Annotated in this window: 2 protein-coding genes; both read right to left on the bottom strand. The window is 46.4% G+C overall.

The window, feature by feature from the left end; all coding sequences use genetic code 11:
* Positions 1 to 84: 84 nt before the first annotated feature.
* Positions 85 to 7,905, bottom strand: coding sequence for an amino acid adenylation domain-containing protein (locus tag ACQE26_RS14650; RefSeq protein WP_500469944.1), 7,821 nt, complete (start codon positions 7,903 to 7,905; stop codon positions 85 to 87).
* 89 nt (positions 7,906 to 7,994) lie between these two features.
* Positions 7,995 to 24,077, bottom strand: a complete 16,083-nt coding sequence (locus tag ACQE26_RS14645) for a non-ribosomal peptide synthase/polyketide synthase (protein WP_500469942.1) — start codon at positions 24,075 to 24,077, stop codon at positions 7,995 to 7,997.
* Positions 24,078 to 24,104: the final 27 nt, after the last annotated feature.

The raw sequence follows: 24,104 nt of genomic DNA, 5'->3' as shown, positions 1-24,104 counted from the left end.
CGTTTCAAGCCTATGAGTTTACTCTCTTCTTTTTCGTACAAAATGCCGCTGACTGTCATCCAGCGGCATTTTACACTGGATCATTTACATGTTGTCAAACTTCGTATTTCCCGCAAATGATCCCATTGACAGTTGTTCTTCAAGAACAAGTCCGTGATGATGCCGTTCTTCAATCCGTTTAATAATATATCGAATGGCTTCCGCATTTTCTTCGATATTGTGAGGTTCAAAGATCGTCACGTGATCTCCTTTTAATTTGTACTCAAGATAATGCTGTGCTGTTGATTGTGTCCAGCCCCTATCATCGGTTACATCGCCGCATAGCAAATGATGGATGTTGGCGTTAACGGCGCCGGAATTGATCACTTCATTGTGGTACGCAAGATAGCCTCTGATTTTATCCTTAATCGAAGGAATGGTTAATATTTCTCTGTAATAGTCCGGAATAATGTCCATATTCAGATGGACGATCTCTTGGATTTCCTCTTCCGATAAATGAGTTACCGAATCGGTGATTTTAGAATCCAGCATAATCACATCAGATACGGTGCGGCCTCGCTTCTCCAAAGCTTTAGCAGCCTCAAAAGCCAAATTCGATCCTGAAGAGTAACCAAGTAGAACAAAAGGCCCTTGTTCTTGAATGCTTATCATGCTTTCTGCATACCGGTCTACTATTTCTTTCTCATGAGACGGCTCTTCTAAAAAATCAGCGGCATAGACGGTGCTGACGCCGTCAAGTCTTTTCGCCATTTCATTATAAACGAGTCCATATCCGATTAAAGGCGGGAAACAGAACACAGGGATTGAATCTTCCTGGTTCAGCTTGACGAATACGTTATGATCCGTCTCGGATTCGAAAACTGCCGCTTGAATGGCGCGTGCCATTGTTTCGATGGTAGGAAAATCGTATACGGCTTGATAATGCATGTTGAGTCCCATACCGGCGTTAATTTGATGAATGAGCTGCAATACTTTAAGTGAATGGCCGCCAACGTCAAAGAAGTGATCTTTAATCCCGGGGTCAGGCAGAGCTAAAATATCCTTCCATATATCGGCCAGCTGCTTTTCAATTAACGTTCCTGGCGCTGTGTATTCGGTTCCGGTAAGCCTATTTCCCTCAGGAGCCGGCAAAGCTTTTCGATCGATTTTTCCATTAGCAGTTATCGGCATCTTCTCTACTTGTACAAAATAAGCTGGAATCATATAAGCAGGCAGTTTGTTCAGCAAATGACGCTTCAGCTGCGCCGTATTTAATGACTCGTCTCCTGACAAGTAAGCGCACAGCTGCTTTGAGCCCTCTTCTTCAATCGCGATGACAACCGCTTCTTTGACAGCATCGAGTTGTAATAAAGATGCTTCGATCTCGCCGAGTTCTATCCGGTAGCCTCGGATTTTCACTTGATGATCGATTCGTCCCAAATACTCGATATTGCCGTCAGGCAGCCATCGCGCGACATCTCCCGTTTTGTACATTTTTTCACCTGCGGCAAACGGGTGTTCAACAAATTTCTCGGCCGTTAATTCCGGGCGGTTCAAATATCCTCTGGCTATGCCGGCCCCGCTAATGTATATTTCTCCGGGAACGTCGATCGGCACCGGCTTCATTCCCGCATCCAGCACATAAATATTCATATTGGCCGCGGCTGTACCGATTGGCACCGATTCTCGTCTGTCTTTCTGCGGATCAAAGGAATAAATCATACATCCGACGACTGTTTCCGTCGGTCCGTATTCGTTAAAGATTTCAATTTGATCTTGAAATCGCTCGCTGATGCTCCGGGCCAGCCTCACGCTTAAATTGTCGCCGCCTACAATCAGTTTCCGGATCCTGCACTCATGTGGAATGTCCATTTCATTTAATAACTGCAAATGAGCGGGAGTCAGCTTGATAATATCTACTCTGGAATCCCGTACAATAGATGGAAGCAAGGCAGCCCTGTCTTCTCCGCCGAAGACTATGATGGCATTGCCGCTGACGAGCGGTGTAAAAATAGACGTTACCGTTAAGTCGAAAGCGATGGAGGAGTACAGTGGGAAGTTGGTTTTTTCCCCCTTGACATATACTCTGGCAGCCCACCAAATATAATTGGTTAAGCCTCGATGCTCTATTAGTACGCCTTTGGGTTTGCCTGTAGAGCCAGATGTATAAATCGCATACGCTAAATCCTTCGAATCACTGATCCGCTCAAGATTAGAGTGCTCTTCGTGATAAGAGCTTTCCTCATCTAAGAGAACGATCGTTCCTGCATGTGCTGATCTCTGCTGAAGATGGTACTGTGTCAAGACGATCTCGGCTTTGGAATCTTCTAATATATACTGTATGCGGTGCTTCGGATAATCCGGATCAATAGGTACGTAGGCGCCGCCGGCTTTTAATACAGCCAGTATTCCCACAACCAGATCGATGCTATGTTCGCTGATGATGGCTGTGAGCCTGTCCACTTGCATACCATTGGCCCTTAATGTTCGAGCTAATCGATTAGCCCGTTCATTGAGCTGTCGATACGTTAGTTTCTCATCTCCAAAAACAATCGCCACTTGCTCCGGCGTTCGCTCCGCTTGTTCTTCAAACAATTGATGAATCGTCTTTTCCTTTGGATACTCTGCCGCCGTATCATTGAACTTGTCTATCAGGAGCGATCGTTCATCCGCTGTTAATATCTCAAGGTCTTGAATGCGTATGTCCTGATCGTCCGCCATTTGATTCATGATTTGTATGAAATGCGTCTGCATCCGCTTGACACTTGCATGATCATAGACGTTGCTATTGTATACAAAATGAATGTCGATTTCTCCCGCGGGCATGACAATGAAATTGAAATCGTAATGGGTATGCTCTTCCATATGAAAATTGATAATGTCCAGCGCGTCACGATTCGGTTTCATATGCTCCATTTGTTTCTCGACCGGATAATTTTCAAATACCATAATATGACTGATCAACTGCTGCTTTTGTTCGGTTTGAGCCTGAATTTCATACAACGGAAATGTATCATACGCCTGAGAAGCCAATGCCTGCTCCTGGCTCATTTTCAACACTTGTTCCACAGTCATTTCAGGCTGAGCGGTAATACGTACGGGAATGGTGTTGATAAATAAGCCGACCATGGATTCAATACCCGGAATTTCTGCCGGGCGTCCGGATACAACCGACCCGAAAACGACATCCTGACTGTTGTTGTATCTTTGCAGCAATAGCCCCCACGCACTTTGAATGAATGTATTCACGGTGACGTGATGCTTGCTTGCGGTCTGTCTGATTTCTTCTGACAGCTGTTTTCCGAGCCGGCATGCAAGCCTTTGTTTTTGATATTTCTTGGCTTGGTTTGAGACAGGTTCTTTCAGTAAAACGGTTTGTCCTTCATAACCGTCCAAATATTTTTGCCAATAGGCCGAAGCGTTCTGATGATCCTGGTCTTCCAGCCATTCGATATATCGGCTGTACGGGGTGACGGCTTCCCGCTCCGGTTTTCTTCTCTCAAGAAGCTCATAATAGGTTTCAAACACTTCTTTCGTAATAAGAGGCAGACACCAGCCATCCATTAAAATATGATGGAAGCTCCATATCAATCGGACTTGGTCGTCCTCTGTACGAAGGATTGATACGCGCATTAACGCATCTTGGGTAAGGTCGAATCCTCTTGCCTTATCTTTTTGTACAAAGCCGGCAATGAACTCGTTTCGTTGTTTATTCTTCATGCTTCGAATATCTTCAACAGTTATTTCGATCGGTTTTTTCCGGAATACGATCTGCAAAGGCTGATCTTTCCATTCCGTATAAAAATGAGTCCGGAGAATCTCATGTCTTTCCGCCAGCTGCGACAAACTCATTGTAAATGCCTCGATATCCAAGTCGCCTTTGAGGTCAAAAGCGGCTTGTTCAAAGTAAGCTCTGGAAGCCGAATCGATTAAACTATGGAACAGCATACCTTTCTGCATGGGAGTTAAAGGATATATATTTTCAATGTCGCCGATATGCTGTGTTTGCTGAACAAATTGATCTAATTCCTCGATTGTTATGTCCTTCAGCGAAATATCGCTTGGCGTCAGGTGAATGTCTTCTTGAGCTGCGCAATGTTCGATGACTTCTTTTAGGCTGTTCTTTAAGAGAGCTGCACATGTTTCCATTGTTTCTCTTCGATATTGTTTACCGCTGTAACTGATGGCCAATGACAGCCGGCCGTCTGAGATCATGCCGTTAATGTCAAGCGTATAGGCAATGGGATGTCTGTCGCTTGCAATTTTCCCTCCGGAGTAAGGAGATACCTCGATTCCTCCATTTTCGAAATCTTGATCAAATTGTCCGAGGTAATTGAAGCTGATTTCCGGATGTCCGGTCCATTCTGATGCCTTCGGATGATCGGACAAATATTTCATCAGGCCATATCCTATTCCTTTTTGGGGAATCTGACGCAGCTGTTCTTTCACCGTCCTAATCCGCTGGGAGATGTCCCGGTCCGCCTGGATTTGAAGAGAAACCGGGTATTGGGTTGTGAACCAGCCCACCGTACGTGAAATATCAACGTCTTGAAAAATAGATTCCCTGCCGTGTCCTTCCAGATGAACATGAATTTCTTCATGCCCCGTCCAGCGATGAACAGCCATTCCGAGTCCGGTCAGCAATAAATCATTAATGTCAGTCGTATAGGCACGGTTCGATTTTTTTAATAAACGCTCGGTTTCTTCCTCTGTCCATTGGACGATGATCGTTTCCCGGTCTTCGGCCAGACCGGTCTCCTGCTCATTATCCTTTGGCAATTTGTGTTGCGAGATATGTTTCTGCTCAAGCCAATATTGATTTTTCGCTTCAAATTCCGGGCTTTCTGCATAACGTTTCAATCGTTCAGCCCATAACAGATAGGAATCCGTCTTCTTAGGGAGCGTGATCGCTTCTCCGTTTTGGAGCTGCTCATAAGCTGACGTTATATCCTCAAGTAAAATCCTCCACGATACGCCATCTACAACCAGATGATGAATCGCAATCAGCAAATGATCGCCATCCTGACATTGAAACAATCCCAGTTTCATGAGCGGTCCTTCGGCTAATCGGATGGATTGCTGAATGTCATTGGCTATCGTTTCTATCGTTTCGGCAGGGTTGTTTTCCTCGAGTAAAGAGAACACGTCGAGGCTGAATAATTCTCCTTCACTGATCCCGCGGGTTCTGGCTTCGTATCCATGATCTCCCTGAACATAGACCATGCGCAAAGCATCGTGATGCTCGGCAACCTTCTTCATAACTTTCTGAAGCTTCGATTCATCCAACCCCTCTTTAAAATAAAGCATGACAGATTGATTATAATGGTGCGGATCAGGGTATTGCCGGGCGAAAAACCAATGCTGGATCGGCGTCAATAAGGTACGGCCTTTGATTTCCCCTTGTTCTGCGATTCGGGTAACGGGCTCAATAAAAGGAGCAAGCCCGGAGATCGTCGGGTGTTTGAACAAGTGTTTGATGTCAAGCTTATACCCGGCTTGATATAAGCTTGAGGTTACCTGAATCGACTTAATCGAATCTCCTCCCAGCTCAAAGAAATGATCATCGATTCCGACCTGTTCTGCGCCTAATACCGATTCCCACACCCCGGCCAGTATTTTTTCCAGTTCTGTCCGCGGAGCTGTATAAGGATTGCCAGTGAGATTTCCCGTTGGAGCAGGCAGCGCCTGACGATCGATTTTTCCGTTGGAAGTAAGCGGCATCGCTGCAAGCTGTACAAAATAAGCAGGGATCATATAGACCGGAAGCTGCCGGGACAGGTGCTCCCGAATTTCGCCTGCGGTTAAAGAATGCTGTGCGGTATAATAGGCGCACAAGGATGTTTCCCCGTTGGTTTCTTGTGCCGTAACGAGAGCTTCTTGAATCGGCGGTATTTGGAAAAATGCAGATTCGACTTCCCCGATTTCAATGCGGTAACCGCGGATTTTCACCTGGTGGTCGATCCGGCCTAAATATTCGATATTTCCGTCCGGCAGCCGCCTTGCTAAGTCTCCCGTCCGGTACATTTTCACCTCTGGTACAAAGGGGTGCTGCAAAAATCTTTCCGCCGTTAATTCCGCTCTGTTCAAGTATCCTCTGGCGATGCCGTCCCCGCTGATATATATTTCTCCCGGGACGCCGGCCGGCACCGGCTTCATGCTCTTATCCAGCACGAAAATGTTCATGTTGTCCGCGGCGGTTCCGATCGGCACTGATTCCCGTCTGTCGTTTTGCGGATCAAAGGAATAAATCATACAGCCGACGACTGTCTCTGTAGGCCCGTATTCGTTAAAAATTTCGATTTTTCCGCCGAATTTCCCGCTGATGCTTCGGGCGAGCCGCGTGCTTAAATTGTCACCGCCGACAATGAATTTCCGAATGGTGCACTCAGCAGGGATATTCATCTCTTTCAATAACTGCAAGTGCGCCGGGGTCAGCTTGATAATATCCGCCCTTGAATCCTGAATAATGGAATCAAGCAAGGCAGCACTGTTTTCTCCTCCGTAGACAATAATGGAATTTCCTGTAATAAGCGGAGTAAAAACAGACGTTATCGTCAGATCAAAAGCGATGGACGAATATAGGGGAAAGTTGGTTTTTTCCCCTTTGACATAGACCCGGCGGGCCCACCAAATATAATTGGTTAAGCCCTGATGCTCAATTGCCACTCCTTTAGGCTTGCCTGTGGAGCCTGACGTATAAATGACATAGGCCAAATCCTTCGTACTGCTGATCGGTTCCAGGTCAGAGCCGTCTTCGTGGTAAGAGCTTTCCTGATCGAGGAAAACCATTGTGCCCGCAAGTTCCAACTGTTTTTGAAAATGGCTCTGCGTCAGGATGATATCAGCTTGGGAGTCTTCTACTATATACTGTATGCGATGCTTCGGATAATCCGGGTCAATTGGCACATAGGCCCCTCCCGCTTTTAAAACGGCCAGTATTCCCACGACCAGTTCGATCTCATGTTCGCAGATAATCGCAGTGAGCCGATCCGTCTTTACCCCCTTTTTCCTTAACGTTCGGGCTAATTGATTGGCACGTTCATTGAGCTGGCGATATGTGAATTGCTTTTCTCCGCAAATAACGGCTGGTTGATCCGGTGTTCGTTTCATCTGTTCTTCGAATAACTGATAAACCGTCTTATCCCGGGGATATTCAGTTTTCGCAGTTTGATTGTCAACGAGAAGTGAATGTGTCTCCGATTCTGGCAAAATATTCACTTGGCCGAGGGGGAGCTCAGGCTGAAATAATATGACAGAAAATAGACGGTTTAAATGTCCGAGCACCTGCATCATATACTGACGGTCATAGACTTGTTCATTAAAACATAACTTTATGCCAATCAAGTCTTCACCCATAGCAAACTGAAATAAAGCATCTGCAGCAGCCGTTTCTATGAAACCATCAGGATGAATTTGCTCTAGTGAAACGACTGTATGGATGATCGGCAAATGATTTGCATTGTAGTTCAGCCTCAGCTGTCCGGCCATTTTATCAAAGGGAACGTCCTGATATAAGATCGCTTCGTCCAGCGTATGTTTCAATTCATGGAAAATTGATTTAAACGTACTGCCGGAATTGATATGCTGTTTGATTAACATGAGCTGGTCTGAACGAAGATCTTCATCAGTTTCGTCTTCAAAGGTTGGAACCCCTGTAATCACGCCTTCTTCCCCCGTATATTTGTATAAAAGGGATTCAATTCCGATCAGGAGAACCAGATAGACGGCCATTGGCGTTTGGTTCGTCATGGTCAGGATGCGCCGTGATACATCCGCACTCAATGAACTGTGAATACAGTCAGATCCACTTGTTATATCACGCTTTACTGTTGAGTCGGACATTTGAAACGAAGGGAATGCACTAGGACGGTCTTCCGTGTGAAACATTCGGCCCCAGAACAACTCCTGTTGTTTGAATTCTGACACTCATATCCCTCCAGTTGGTTTCATTCCTGTTTTGCAGGCGGCTGGCGGCAGCCGCGGCATTCATGCCGGGACAGCCGCTGCCCCCGTGATTAGAAATCCAATTCGATTGTGCTTGCGAGATGTTTACTTTTGTTTACTTTTTCGCTTAATTGAATGTCTTTTAAAGGAATGGATGGGTTTCTCATAATCGCCGAAAGGATCATGACGTAATCCTTGGCCAATACAGCAATGGTTTTCTTTTTAAACAGTTTCGTACAGTAATCAAAACTGCCCTGAATCTCATCTTGGTCCATTAAGAAGTTCAGCTGTAAATCAAACTTGGCTGCCGTCTCTGTTTGTTCATAAGGCCTGACTGCGAGAGAGTCCACTTCAATATCCGTTTGTTCGGTATTTTGCAGGACAAACATCGTATCAAACAATGGATTGCGGCTTAAGTCCCGTTTCACACCCAGTTTTTCAACTAATTCTTCAAAAGGATACTCTTGATGTTCAAAAGCCTTCAGCATGGTTTCTTTCGTTTCCGTTATATAATCCAAAAATGTCTTTTCCGCCATCGGAGCGGTGCGGATGGCTAATGTATTGACAAACATTCCGATAATGGGTTCCAAATCCGCATGCGGTCTCCCTGCAATAGGTGTACCGACAACGATATCATCCTGACCGCTGTATTTTGCCAGCAGTATGGAATAGGCCGAGAATAGAATCATGTAAGCGGTCGTTCCGGTCAATTCTTCCAGCTGCTTTATCCCTTGGGTGACAGTCTTATCGAGCGTAAAATTGTGCCTTTTCCCATCAAAGCTTCTAACCGGCGGTCTCGCAAAATCTTTCGGCAGCTCGAATGACGGGAGCTCTTCATGAAATACACCAAGCCAATACTCTTCCTGGCTCTTGATTCGTTCTCTTTGTTCTTTTTGATGTTTCCATTCCGTAAAGTCTTTGTACTGAATACGGAGCGGAGCTAACTCTTTGCCGTCATACAATTGAATCAGTTCTTCGACAAAAATATTCATGGAGGCGCCGTCCGTGATAATGTGGTGCATGTCAAACATAAAAATATGCAGGTCTTGTTCTAACTCGATGAGTCCGGCCCTGAGTAATGGAGCTTGGCTGAGATTGAACGGTCGCACGAAGGTCCGGAAACATTCCTCAACCTCGTCAGCTGTTGCTTTGTATCTTTCCATCGAAAACTCCACTTGCGGTTTGATCACCTGCACCGGTTCTCCGCGGACCATTTCAAAACCGGTACGCAGCGATTCGTGGCGCTGGATCAGTCTTTGGAAAGCGGTTTGCAAGCGATTCATGTCGAGTTTTCCTTCTAATGTAAGAATTCCCGGCATATTGTAGCTCAGTTCTCCGCCTTCTATTTGTGTTGACAGGTAAACCATCTTCTGCACGGACGATACGGGATAGACATCTTTTGCTTTGGCTTTCGGAATATAGTCCGGTCCGTTGGTTTCAGCTTCTGCAATAGCCTGTGCCATTTCTTCAACTGTCGGACATTGAAAGACTTCTCTTAATGAAATGTTTTTGCTGAATTGCTTATGAATTTTGGCGATGAGCGTCATCCCTCGCAACGAGTGGCCGCCCAAATCGAAAAAGTTATCTTTTACACCTATTTCTTTTACCTTCAAAACGTCTTGCCAGATGCATATCAGCTGCTCTTCCATATTCGTCCGCGGAGCAACGTAGTCAGTCCCCGTTTGCAAACCTGCTTCAGGCATCGGTAATGCTCTTCGATTTACTTTTCCATTGCCGGTTAGCGGCAGTTTCTCCAGCTGGATGAAGTATGAAGGGATCATATATCCCGGTATTTGGCCAGCAAGTTTTTCTTTCAGCTGACTGATCGAGAGTGATTGCTCTGCTGTAAAATAGGCATACAAATCGCTTTGGCCATCTGCATTTTCTATTGATAGGACAACTGCTTCCTGTACGTGCTTGAGAAGAGCGGCCTCCACCTCACCGAGTTCAATCCGGTAACCGCGAATTTTGACTTGATGGTCCCTCCTTCCCGCATATTCAATGTTCCCGTCGGGAAGGTAACGAGCCAGATCGCCTGTTTTATACATCCGTTGATTCGAGTCATATGGGTGCGGAACAAAAGTTTCGAGCGTCAAAGACTCCCTGTTATGATAACCTCTGGCCAGGCTCACTCCTGAAATACAAAGTTCACCGATGATTCCGACAGGCTGAAGCGTTCCGGCTTCATTCAAAATGAAAATCTCCGTATTTGAAATCGGTTTGCCGATCGGCTGAAGCTCCTGATCTGTATCAGGATCGACGGTATACATGGTCACAACATGCGTCTCCGACGGGCCATAATGATTATGCAATGTGACTTGGTGGCGTGCCAGCATGTCACGCAGCATCCTTGTTGCGATGAGCTGTTCTCCCGCAGCGATGATATGATCCACGCACTCGGCAAACGGTTCGAAATAGTGTTTCTCTGAGGCAAGGAGCTTAAGGAACGCGGTCGGGAGAAATGCTGTTTGTATCCCGTGCGTTCTGACAAAATCATTGAGCTGACGTATGTCACGTTTTGCCTCATTGCCGATGATAAAGAGTGTTCCTCCGCTTGAAAGCGCGGAGAACATTTCTTGATAGCAGACATCAAAGCTCATTGCGGCAAATTGCAGCACTCTGTCAAAGCGAAGCTGCGTATGATCCTGCTCATAAGCGAGCAGATTCGTCATCGTCTTGTGCTCCAGCTGAACGCCTTTCGGCTGCCCCGTTGTGCCTGACGTGTAAATAACATACATTAAATCATTTTCCGAGCAGGAAAGATTAAGATTGTCTGCTCTGCCTTGATATAGTAACGGATCATCAAGCAGAAGCACTTCTCCTTCAAAGAGCGGCGGAATAGCGTGACCTGCACAAGTCAAAAGCACATCGGCACCGCTGTCTTTCAGCATAAAAGCCCGCCGTTCATCAGGGAGCTCCGGATCGATAGGGAGAAATGCTGCGCCGGCCTTTAATATGGCTAAAATGCCGATGATCATATGTGCTGAGCGATCCGTGAGAACGGCAACAACCTGATCAGTGCAGGCACCCTTATCTTGAAGAACGCGCGCCAGCTGATTGGAACGTTCATTCAGCTGACGATAAGTCAGCGTCTGATTTCCAAACATGACGGCTTCATGGTCCTGGTTAAGCACAGCCTGCTGCTCAAAAAGCTGATGAACCGTAGTCGGAGTACGTGTTTCTGTTGCAGTATCGTTAAAGAGTTTCTGAATTCCACTCTTCTCTTCTTGGGTCATCATATTCAAACGAGCCAGCTCGGCCTCAGGCTGTTTGATAATCGAATCAACCAGCTGTTCAAAATGCCCCATCATGCGTTCAATCGTTTCCGGTTTAAACAGAGCCGTCAAGTATTCCATCGTGAACTGAATACCCGACTCTTCTTCCACAGCCGTTAAGGTTAAATCAAATTTCGCCATCGTATGTCCGTTTGGATATGGTTTGAAAGTGACGTCATTTATCTCTAGCTGTTCCTGCTCCGTGTTTTGAAGCACAAACATGGTGTCAAACAATGGATTGCGGCTCAAGTCTCTGGCGATATTCAGTTGATCGATCAGCGCTTCGAACGGATAATCCTGATGTTCATAAGCTTTTAATGCATTCTCCTTCACTTCGGACAGATACTGAGAGAACGTCTTCCCTTTTTCAGGGTAATTTCTCATCGCCAATGTATTGACAAACATTCCGATAATCGGTTCCAAATCGGCGTGCGGTCTTCCCGCTATAGGGCTGCCGACAATAATATCTTCCTGGCCGCTGTATTTTGAAAGCAATAATGTATAAGACGCAAGGAGCACCATATATAAAGTCGATTCGGTTTGGGATGCCAGCTGCTTTAATCCGTCGCTTTTTTGCTTATCAAGCGTAAACTGCATTGTGGCTCCCGCAAAATCCCGTGCCGACGGCCGGATATAATCGGCCGGCAGATGAAGGACAGGAACGTCGCCGCTGTACAGCTCTAACCAATAGGCTTCTTGTTTTTGAATCTGCTGTAATCTCGCTTCGCCGGTCTGCCATACCGCGTAGTCCTTGTACTGGATGCGCAGGGGCGGTAATGTCTCTCCTTCATAAATCCGGATAAATTCTTTGATCAATACGCTCATGGATGTTCCGTCAGAAATAATGTGGTGCATATCAAACATCAGAATTCCGCGGTCAGGTTGAAGTTCAATCAGCCCTACGCGAAGCAGCGGCGGCTCATACAGGTGAAAAGGACGAATAAATTGGCGGATATAAAGGTCCGCATCATCTTCTTCCCCTTGGTACCACTCTGCTTCAAACGCCGCGTGATCCAAGACATACTGAACAGGTTCTCCGTCAGCCATTTTAAAACCGGTGCGCAAAGATTCATGGCGCAAAATCAGCGTTCGGAAGGCTTGCTGCAGCTTGTCACGATCAAGCTTTCCTTCCACAGCCATCAGTCCCAGCATGTTGTAACTGAGTTCTCCGCCCTCCAAGTGATTCAGGATGTACAACCGTTTTTGTGCTGAGGATACCGGATAATAAGGTCTTTTTTCAATTGCAGGAATCGCGGCATACCCGGTCAGCTCCGTCTTCGTGATCGTCCGTGCGAGCTGTTCAATGGTTGGGAAACGGAAGACGTCCCGCAAAGGAATTTGGACATGCATTTGCTTTTGTATTTTTGCAATCAGCGCCGTTGCCCGCAGGGAGTGTCCGCCGATATCAAAAAAGTGATCTCGAATCCCCACCTGCTCTAACCCGAGAACATCCTGCCAAATTGCCGTCAGCTGAATTTCTGCCGAAGTTTGCGGCGGAACGTACTCTATGCCGCTGTCACGCTTTTTGACCGGAGCCGGCAATAACTGGCGATTCAACTTCCCGTTTGGCGTCAGCGGCATCTTATCCAGCTGCACAAAATGAGCCGGGATCATATATCCGGGTAAATGCCGGGCCATTCTTTCGCGAAGTTCACTGATCTGTATTGTCTTATCCGCTGCAAAGTATCCGCACAAGTAATATTCATCATCTGCATCTTTAAGGGCAGCTGCTGCGGCTTCTTGAATATCAGGAACGTTCAGCATCACCGATTCGATTTCACCGAGTTCAATCCGAAAACCTTGAATTTTCACCTGATGATCAATCCGGCCGATATATTCAATATTTCCATCCGGCAGAAGGCGGGCCAGATCACCGGTTCTGTACATTCGGTCCTCCGGTACAAACGGATCGGCAACAAATTTTTCGTCCGTCAGTTCCGGCAGGTTCAAGTAACCCCGCCCGACACCGTCCCCTGCAATATACAGCTCGCCTTGGACGCCCTTCGGCTGCAGCCGTTTTTTTGAATCAAGAATGTACATTCGGTTTCTGCCTAACGGCTTGCCTATAGGGACATAGTTTTGGCTGCGTGCCCACGCATCGGAAGAACATTCAATGTTGAACAGAGACGCGTCTACGCAAGTCTCCGTAGGCCCATATACATTGGTAATCCCAGGCGCCGCGCCATGATCGCCGAATAATTGCATGAGCTCATTTACCGTCGTTTTGGAAAGAGCCTCTCCTCCGATTAAAAGATGCTGAAGCGTGACTCCCTGCAAATCACCTGCAGCTATCAAAAGCTTTAAGTGGGCAGGTGTTCCGTCAGTGATGTCAATCGAATGCTGCCGAAAGTAACGGCATAAGGCAGCACCGTCTGACACAATCTCTTTCGGAACAATAAACAAGGTATGTCCTGACAGCAAGGAAGCATACATTTGCTGAACAGAAGCATCGAAATAATATGGAGCGAGCATGGCTACATTCAGCTCCGCATCATAGGCAGAGTATACTTGGCGGCTCAGCCCTTCTATCAGGTGGATGACCTGGCAATGTTCAATTAACGTGCCTTTAGGCTTGCCTGTCGTACCGGAAGTATAAATGGCATAGGCCAGTTGACTGGACTGATAAGAGAGTGCAAGACTGCTGTCTTTTTCGTGATAGAAATGTTCCTCCATGAGATCGATACATGTTCCTGAGAAGCCGATGTCATCCGGAAGCTTCCCGCGGTAAAGCAATACGCTGATGCTTGAATCATTTAAAATATAACGGATGCGTTCAGACGGAGAATCAGGATCTATCGGCAAATATGCACCGCCCGCTTTTAAAACTCCTAAGATGCCTACAATCATCTCAAGCGAGCGTTCAGTCATAATACCGACAAGCTGATCCGCCTGCACTCCTTTTGCCTGCAAGGTTCGCGCAAGCTGATTGGCACGCCGGTTCAGTTCTCCGTAGGTTAATTGCTTACCCTCGCATACAACCGCCGTATGGTCCGGCGTACGATGCGCCTGTTCCTCGAACCGCTCATGAATCGTTTGTTCGCGCGGATAATCCATACCCTCAGATTGAAAATGGCTGAGCAGATGTTCTTTTTCTTGCTGAGAGAGAAGCTCCAATTCTTCTATTTTGACAGACGGTTCCTGCAATACTTGCTGCATGAGCTGTTCAAAATGACCGGAGAGCCGCTCCACTTCTGATTTTTCATATTCGTTTTCATTAAAACCGAAATGAACAGCCAGCTGTTCGCCGGGTATAACCACCACATTCAAATCATAGTGGGAGTGTTCCTGCATATGAAAATTCGTAATGTTCAGCTCCGTACCATGCTGTCCCGTCTCTTCGACCTGCTGCCCGATCGGATAGTTTTCAAAGATCATGATATGGTCAATCAGGTTCTGCTTTTGTTCCGTTTGTGCCTGAATTTCGTATAAAGGATAGGTATCGTACGATTGGGAAGACAGAGCGTTTTGTTGAACCATTTGCATCGTATCGGCAAAAGAGTTGTCCCCATCGCAGCAGACCCGAACCGGAATGGTATTGATGAACAGTCCGATCATCTGTTCCACATCAGGAATTTCCGCCGGCCTTCCTGACACGACACTGCCGAAGACAACGTCTGCGGACCCGCTGTATTTCTGTAATAAAATTCCCCACACCGTTTGGATCAAGGAATTTAAAGTAACCTGATGCTGGTTTGCGATCTGCTGTAATTGTTTTGTCTGTTCGTGCTCAAATTGGCAGATCACATTGGCATAAGCGTATTCTTTTTGTTCATGCTGCGGTGTTTTATGAAGAAGCGCGGTTTCACCTTTATATCCTTCAAGATACTCGCTCCAGTACCGCTTTGCTGCTCCCTGATCTTGGCGGTCAAGCCACTCGATATAGTCGCTGTAAGGAGCTGCAGATGACGGTTCTGTTCCCCTTCCTTTTTGTAAGGCGCTATAATGATCAAACACTTCCTTCGTGATAAGAGACAGGCACCAGCCGTCCATGACAATATGATGGAAGCTCCAAATCAAATGATAGTTGCGGTCTTCCGTACGGAAAATCGCTATGCGCATCAGCGGATCGCGAGTCAGGTCAAATCCTTTAGCCTTGTCTTCTCTTTGATAGGCTGCGATTGCATTCTCACGACGGTGCTTCTCTATGTCACGCAAATCTGTAAAATGAATTTGCGGTTTTTGTGTTTTATAGACAATTTGCAAAGGAATATCGTTCCAGCCGCTGTAAAAACGGGTTCTGAGCACGGCGGATCTTTCAAATAATCGCTCCAAGCTTTGTTTAAACCAATCAATCTTTAACTCTCCCTGCAAATCGAACGATGCTTGTTCAAAATAAGAATGTGAGTCCTCGTCCAGCAAGCTGTGGAAGAGCATTCCTTTCTGCATCGGAGTGAGCGGATACACGTTTTCAATCTCACCTGCATGCGGCAGTTGAACGAGGAGCTGATCCAATTCGTCAATGGACATGCCTTTTAACAAAATATCGCTTGGCGTCAGTTCTGATTGTTTTTTATGAACGCAATGCGTAATGATTGTGCGCAGGCGGCTTTGAATCGTTTCCGATAACCGCATGATCGTTTCTTTTGCGTACTGTTTACTGCTGTAGCTGATCGTAAGCTTCAGCCGGCCCTCGGTTATCATTCCGTTTATATTCAATACATACGGTCTTTCTTGATTTCCGCTTGAGTCTGAACCGCAAGAATAAGAAGATAATTGAACTCCATGCTGCTGTAAATCTTGGTCAAACTGTCCCAAGTAGTTAAAGCTGATCTCAGGATCGAGTTTCGATGGCAGTCCGCCGCTTAAGTACCTTGCTATGCCATATCCGATCCCTTTATGCGGAATTTGGCGCAGCCCTTCTTTGGTCGTTTTAATATAATCAGAGATTTCTTTGCCTGGCTGCGCGTGCAGCACAACCGGATACAGACTAGTAAACCAGCCGACCGTGCGGGAGATATCCATATCTTGAATGATCTGTTCTCTTCCGTGTCCCTCTAAATGAATCGGAATCCGGTCAAGCCCCGACCAATGGGATATTGAAAGACCAAGAGAAGTTAAAAGCAAATCGTTTATTTCCGTGTGATAAGCGCGATTCGCTTGTTTTAATAAGAGCTCCGTTTCCTCTTTCGTCCATTCCACAGTTGCTGTTTCACTGTCTTTTGCAGTTGTATGGGTTTCCTGAAAATCTGTAGGCAGCGGTTTTACTTCAGTTTGTTCGATCTTTGTCCAATATTCCTGCTCTTGTTTTATCGTTTCACTTTTCGCATATTCTGAAAGTTTTTTGGCCCACAATTGGAAAGAATCAGTTTTTTGCGGAAGTTGAATCATTTGCCCGTTTTCAGCTTGCCTGTAGCCGGTCACGAGATCCTCCAGTAAAATGCGCCATGACACCCCGTCTACAATCAAATGATGGATGGCGATGAGCAAATGATCCCCGTCTGCGCATTGAAACAATCCGGCTTTCATTAACGGGCCATCACTTAAATGCATACTGCTTTGTATCTCATCAGCCTTGGCTTCAATGGTCTGCCCCGGGTCGGATTCTGCTTTCAAATTCAGGACTTCAAGGTTGTACAGTCCGCTTTGGGCGATCTCTGCATTCTGTGCCTTGTATCCATTTTTCGCAGTCTGGAACGTCATCCGGAGCGCATCGTGATGTTCTGCAAGCTTTTGCAGGGTTTGACGCAGCGGCGTTTCCTGAAAACCTTCCGATGCATGCAGTATGACGGCTTGATTATAATAATGCGGATCTATTGTTGTTTGTTCAAAAAACCAATGCTGTATAGGAGTCAGGCTGACTTTTCCTTTGACCTCACCTTGATCGGCTGTACGCAGATTCTGCTTGATATGCGGACTCAATTCGGCAATCGTAGCATATTGAAACAAGTCTTTGATTTCCATTTTGTATCCGCTCTGTTTTAATCTGGATGACACTTGGATTGACTTAATGGAATCTCCGCCAAGTTCAAAGAAATTATCAAGAATACTGACATTCTCTGCGCCTAATACCGATTCCCAGGCAGAAACTAATATTTCTTCCGCTTTTGTTCGAGGAGCTTTATACTCTGCTCTGTCCTGCAGCTCGAAATCCGGAGCCGGCAGTCCTTTTCTGTTTATTTTTCCGTTAGACGTTAAAGGCATTTCATCAAGCTCGATAAAATAAGCCGGAACCATATAACCCGCCAGGCTGTGAGACAATTGTTTGCGGAGCCGGGCTGCCGTTGTTTGCCCGCCGCTCACGTAATATGCACACAATTGTTTAAACCCGTGGGCATCTTCTCTGGCCGTAACGACAGCTTCCTTGACCGCTTCTTCTTGAAGCAGCGCTGCCTCGATCTCGCCTAATTCGATACGATAGCCTCTGATTTTCACTTGTTCATCTATTCTGCCCGCATATTCAATGTTTCCGTCCGCCAGCCACTTCGCCAAATCTCCGGTCTTATACATTTTGGCTCCGGGTTCAAACGGGTCATCGACGAATTTCTCTGCCGTTAATTCGGGACGGTTCAAATATCCTCTTGCTACACCGGCGCCACTGATATAGATCTCTCCCGGCACTCCGATCGGCGCGGGTTTCATATTTTCATCAAGAACGTAAATGCTCGTGTTAGCCGCAGCGGTTCCGATCGGTACCGATTCCCGTCTGTCCTTTGCGGCATCGTAACGGTAAATCATGCAGCCGACAACGGTTTCCGTCGGTCCGTACTCATTGCATATTTCAATCCGGCCTTCGAACTGTTCATGAATACTTTGGGCTAACCGGGTGCTTAAGTTTTCTCCGCCCACAATCATTCTTCGGACAGCCGTTTGATCGGCGATGTTCATTTCCTTCAAGACCTGCAAATGGGCCGGGGTTAATTTAATGATATCCACCCTCGGGTCCCGCACAATCGATTCAAGCAGAGCTGTTTTATCCTCTCCGTCATAGACGATGATCGTATTGCCTGTGATAAGCGGTGTGAAAATAGAAGTCACCGTCAGATCAAAAGAGATGGACGAGTACAACGGGAAGTTGGCTTTCTCGCCTTTTACATAAACTTCTTTCGCCCACCAAATATAATTGGTCAAGCCGCGGTGCTCGATTAATACGCCTTTTGGCCGCCCTGTGGAGCCTGACGTATAAATGACATACGCCAAATGGCTTGCATCACTTATCGGTGCAAGGTCAGAGTCATCTTGGTGATACAACTCTTCATCATCCAGTAAAATTGTGATGCCTTCATAGGAAAGCTGTTCCCTGACATCTCGCTGCGTCAAAACGATTCCGGCTTGGGAGTCATCCAGCATATACCCGATGCGGTCTTGCGGATATTCCGGATCTATAGGGACATAGGCGCCGCCTGATTTTAAAACGGCAAGGATCCCGACCACCGATTCAATGCTGTTTCTGCTGATGATGGCCACAGGATGATCCGCCTGCACTCCCTTTGCTCTTAACGTTCGCGCCAGCCGGTTTGCCTGCTTATTGAGCTCTCCGTACGTGAGCTGCCTGTCCTTATCAATGACGGCCGCTTGATCGGGCGTACGCTGCGATTGCTCTTCAAATAATTGATAAACCGGCGTCTGCGGAAACGGTGCATCCGTGTCGTTAAGTGTCTGCAGAAGAGTTCTTTTTTCGCCTTCCGTTAACAATTCCACTTGATCCACCCGGATATCCGCATCTGTCACGACTTGATGCAGGATTTGCATGAAATGTTCCCGAATCCGCTCTATGCTTGCCCGATCATACACATTGGCATTGTATTCAAAAGAGATGTTCATCTCGTCGCCCGGTATGACGGTCAAATTAAAATCGTAGTTGGTCTGTTCTTCCATTTGTACGTTAGAAATGGTGATGGATGATCCGTTTTGCCGGCCTATGCTTTCCATATACTGATCAACCGGATAATTTTCGAAGATCATTAAATGTGTAATTAAATCTTGCTTTTGCGTTGTACGCGCCTGAATGTCGTACAACGGGTGTGTCTCGAATTGTTGAGACGCTACAGCCCTTTCCTGCGCCTCTTTCATAAGCCCGGCAAACGTTGTCCCCGCTTCACACCGGAACCGGACGGGAATGGTGTTAATGAATAAGCCGATCATCGTTTCCACGTTTGGAATTCCAGCAGGTCTTCCGGATACGACACTCCCAAACACAACGTCCTTGCTTCGGTTATATTTCTGCAGCAAAACCGCCCATGCCGTCTGCAGCAGCGTGTTCAGCGTGACATGATGCTTGCCTGCCGTCCGCTTCATTTTCGAAGTGAGATCGGAGCTTATGTCACACGTCACTTTTTCAGGAACGTATCGTCCGTCTTCCGCTGCATGGTGATCCTTAGGAAGGCCGGTTTGCTCCTCATATCCCTCCAAGTACTGACCCCAATAAGCCGTGGCCTCTTTCGCATCTTGCCGGCCGAGCCATTCAATATATTGACTGTACGGAGTAATTGATGATTGTTCAGGCTGCTTTTGCTGAAGCAAGGCAAAGTAATTCTCGAATATTTCTTTTGTAATCAGCGGCAGGCACCAGCCGTCCATTAAAATATGGTGGAAGCTCCAGATAAAACGGTATGTCTTTTCATCCGTACGGAGAATGAATAACCGCATTAACGCGCCTTTTTCTAAGTCGAACCCCCGCATCTTATCTTCTCTGGCATACTGCTGAATCATCGCTTCTTTTTGTGATTCCTTCATCTCGCGTAAGTCAATGAATTGAAAACCGATCTTTTTCGTTTTCAATATGATTTGCAGCGGCTGGTCTTTCCAGCCTCTGTAAAAATTCGTCCGGAAAATATCATATTTTTGCGATAAGACATCCAAGCTTTTTGAAAATGAATCAATCTCCAGATCTCCATGCAGATCAAACATCGTTTGCTGAAAATAAGCACCTGAATTCGGATCAAATAAGCTGTGAAACAGCATGCCCTTCTGCATCGGTGTTAATGGATAAATATTTTCCGCCTCGCCTAATTCAAGTGTCTGCTCCAAAAGCTGTTCCAGTTCGTCGATTGAGATATCTTTTAACAGGATGTCACTTGGTGTGAGGGAAGTCTGCTGCCGGCTTACGCAATGTGCAATGACTTCTTGCAGACTTTCTTTTAAACCTTTGGCAAATTGCGTCATAGTCGATCTTTCGTATTGTTTGCTGCTATAGCTCAGTGTCAGTGATAATGTCCCTTCAGAAATCATGCCGTTTAAATCAAGCACGGCTGTTCTCTCTTGGTTTTCGTTCATTGATAACCCTGTGGAAAAAGGCGATATGCGCAAAGCCTGATGCTTCAGGTTTTGATCAAACTGACCCAAATAATTAAACGATATTTCCGGATTCAGCTGCAGGCTGTCGGCTTCGGGATGCCCGGATATATATTTGATGATGCTGTAATTCATGCCTTTATCCGGGATACGGCGCAGCCCTTCTTTCACGGTCTTAATCCGCCATGACAAGTCTTTTCCGGCTTCCATCCTCAGTGCGACAGGGTACTGGCTTGTAAACCATCCGATCGTGCGGGAAATATCCGCATCCGGAATAATCGGTTCTCTCCCGTGGCCTTCCAAATTTACGACAATGTCTTCCATGCCAGTCCACCTGTGAACGGCGAGACCTAACGAAGTCAGCAGCAGATCATTGATATCCGTGTTGTAGGCGCGGTTCGCTTGTTTTAACAATTGCTCCGTTTCCTCTTTTGTCCATTGAATCGTCACTTCTTCGCTGTCTCTTAATAATGAGCCTTCGCTTATTTTGTCTTTAGGCAATGGCTGCGGCTCCGTGTTTGAAAGCTCGGCCCAATAAGCAATCTCCTCTTCCATGTCGGTTTCTTTCGCATATTTGGACAATTGATCGGCCCAGTATGGAAACGAATCTGTTTTTTGCGGGAGGCGGATCGTTTGTCCGCGCTCTGCCTGCTCATAACCGCTTGCAAAATCTTCGAGTAAAATGCGCCACGATACTCCGTCAATCACCAAATGATGAATTGCAATCAGCAAATGATCTCCGTCGGTGCATTGGAACAAACCAAGCTTCATCAAAGGCCCTTTGTCTAATATCATGCTGCTTTGAATCTCATTCGCTTTATCGGAAATTGCCTGAGCAGGATCGGTTTCGCCTTTATAATTCATCACTTCCAGATGATATAATTCACTTTCATCCGTTCCTGTAATTCGCGGAGCGTACCCGTTCGGTGTTTTTTCAAAAATCATCCTCAAGGCATCGTGATGCGACGCGATCCGTTCCATCGTCCGGCGAAGCGGAGCCTCTTTCAAGCCTTCCGCCGAATATAACATGACGGCCTGATTGTAATGGTGAGCTTGCGGCATCTTTTGTTCAAAAAACCAATGCTGTATCGGGGTCAGGTTTGAGCCGCCGGTCACTTCCTTTTGATCAGCCATCCTGCCGATCGGCACGACAAATTGACTTAGTTCTGCAATCGCGGGATATTTAAACAGATGTTTCATATCAACCTTGTATCCGGCTTGATACAATCTGGATGACACCTGAATTGATTTAATCGAATCTCCGCCATAATCAAAGAAATTATCCATAATTCCGATACGTTCTGCCCCTAATACATCTTGCCAGATGGACGTCAGCAGTTCTTCTGTTGTGTTCCGCGGGGCTATGTATTCGTTATCCGTCCGCGTATTTTCTTCATCAGCAGGCAAAGCTTTCAAATCAATTTTTCCATTGGAAGTGAGCGGTATGCGTTCCAAATGGATAAAGTAGGAGGGAATCATATAATCCGGCAGTTTACGGGATAATTCGGCTCTGAACTGCGCAGCCACAGAAGGCTCGCCGACATAATAGGCATACAATTGCTTGGCCCCGTCTGCGTCTTCCCGCGCGACGACTGCGGCTTCACGAACGTTTTCCAGATTGAACATGGCCGCCTCTACCTCGCCGATTTCGATTCGGTAGCCGCGGATTTTCACTTGATGATCGATCCGCCCTGCATATTCGATTCTTCCATCTGGCAGCCATCTGGCGAGATCCCCCGTTTTATACATCTTTTGACCGGAGAGATGCAAATGCTGAACAAATTTTTCCTCCGTCAGCTCAGGCCGATTGAGGTAGCCGCGGGCCACTCCCGCTCCTCCGACATACAGCTCTCCCGGTACGCCGATCGGCTGGATTTGCTGGTGCGCTCCTAAAATATAAGCTTGATGGTTGGCCACCGGTTTGCCGATTGTGATCTGTTCATCAGCAGACTGAACAGGGTGAAAGGTCGATACCACGCTGTTTTCTGTCGGTCCGTATTCATTATTGATCCGAATGTGAGGCTGCAGAGAATACAGCTTCTCAACTGTATCTGTTTCCAGCTGCTCTCCGCCTACAACAACATGCTGAACATGAATGAAGTCGTCCGCGTTCATCTCTTCGATCATCGTTTTCAAAAGACGGGGAGAAGTTGAAAAATGTGTAATCCGCTCTTGTTTCAAGACATTTTGAATGGCGAAAAGGTCTTTATTTTCTTCATTCGGCAAAAGGTGCAAAGTCGCTCCCGAAATAAGCGGGCCGAAGAAATTTAAAATGAACGCATCAAAAACATACGGGTACAAGACAAGCACGCGATCCGCTGAAGAATGCTTGAAAAACGCCTTCTTCCACTGGAGCGAATTCACAATACCGCCGTGTTCAACCATGACTCCTTTCGGCTTTCCTGTTGTGCCCGATGTATAAATGACATAGGCTAAATGGCTGTGTTCCGCTATCGGTGATAACAATGAGCCATCCGCATGGTATGATGTTTTGTCATTTAAATCAATCACCGGGCCGTCAAAGGTGAGGCTGTTTTTCAAATGACGCTGAACAAGGAGAACGTCCGCATTCGCATCCTGAAGCAAATATTGAAGCCGCTCGTTTGGATATTCAGGGTCCAGGGGTACATAAGCGCCCCCCGCCTTCCAAACGGCTATGATTGACACGATCACCTCTAACGAACGATCAGCCAGAATTGCGACCAATGTATCGGCTTGAACCCCGCAATTACGCAATGTTCTTGCCAAACGGTTCGCCTTTTCATTCAATTCCCTGTACGTCAAATGGGCGTTTTTAAACTTGACCGCCGCGTGCTCAGGCGTTCTTTCTGCCTGTTCTTCAAATAATTGATAGACGGTTCTGCTCCCGGAGTAATCTCTGCCGGTATCGTTAAAATCAAACAATAGTTTCTGCTTTTCCGCTTCGGGTATCATTTCTGCCGTATGGATCTCCGCTTCAGGCTGAAACAGGATCACAGACAGCAGATGATCCAAATGGGCTGTCATTTGATCCATATAGCGCTCATCGTACAGATTGCCGTTATAAAAAAGCTTTAAATGAATCCCGTTGTTTTCCAAATCAAAGTGAAACAGCGTATCGGCTGCAATGTCTTCTTTAAATTGCAAAGAATGAATTTCGTTAAGCGAAACGACGGTATGAATCAAAGGCAGACGCTCATCATTGTATTGCACGCTTAGATGCTGAACCATTTTTCTAAACGGCAGGTTTTGATTTTTCAGTGAATCATTAACAGCTTCTTTCAGCTGTTCAAACACGGTTTTAAATGTACTCTCGTTTGAAAGCGTATTTTTCAAAAGAACAACGGAGTTAACAGCTGACTGACTGCTTTTTTGCTTCGATACCGTTGGAATGCCGAGAATCAGGCTCGTTCGATCGGTATATTTATACAGCAAGCATTCAATACCTGACAATAAAATCAGATAGGCCGCCATATCGGAATGATTCGCCATTGTCATGATTCTTTGAGATACTTCCGGAGATAAGGAACGGCAGATGCATTTTTCCTGGTAGCCGGTACGGGCCAATGACGCTTTATCCGCTGCTTTAAAGTAAGGGAATGCGCTTAGTCCGTCTTCTTCATCAAACAGGTTGTCCCAGTACGTTTCTTGGTTTTTAAATACCGACATTGGAGCACCTCATTTTATATAATTTAA

The sequence above is a fragment of the Bacillus sp. 5RYD7K genome (assembly GCF_059831465.1).
This window is presented reverse-complemented; position numbering and strand designations above follow the sequence as displayed.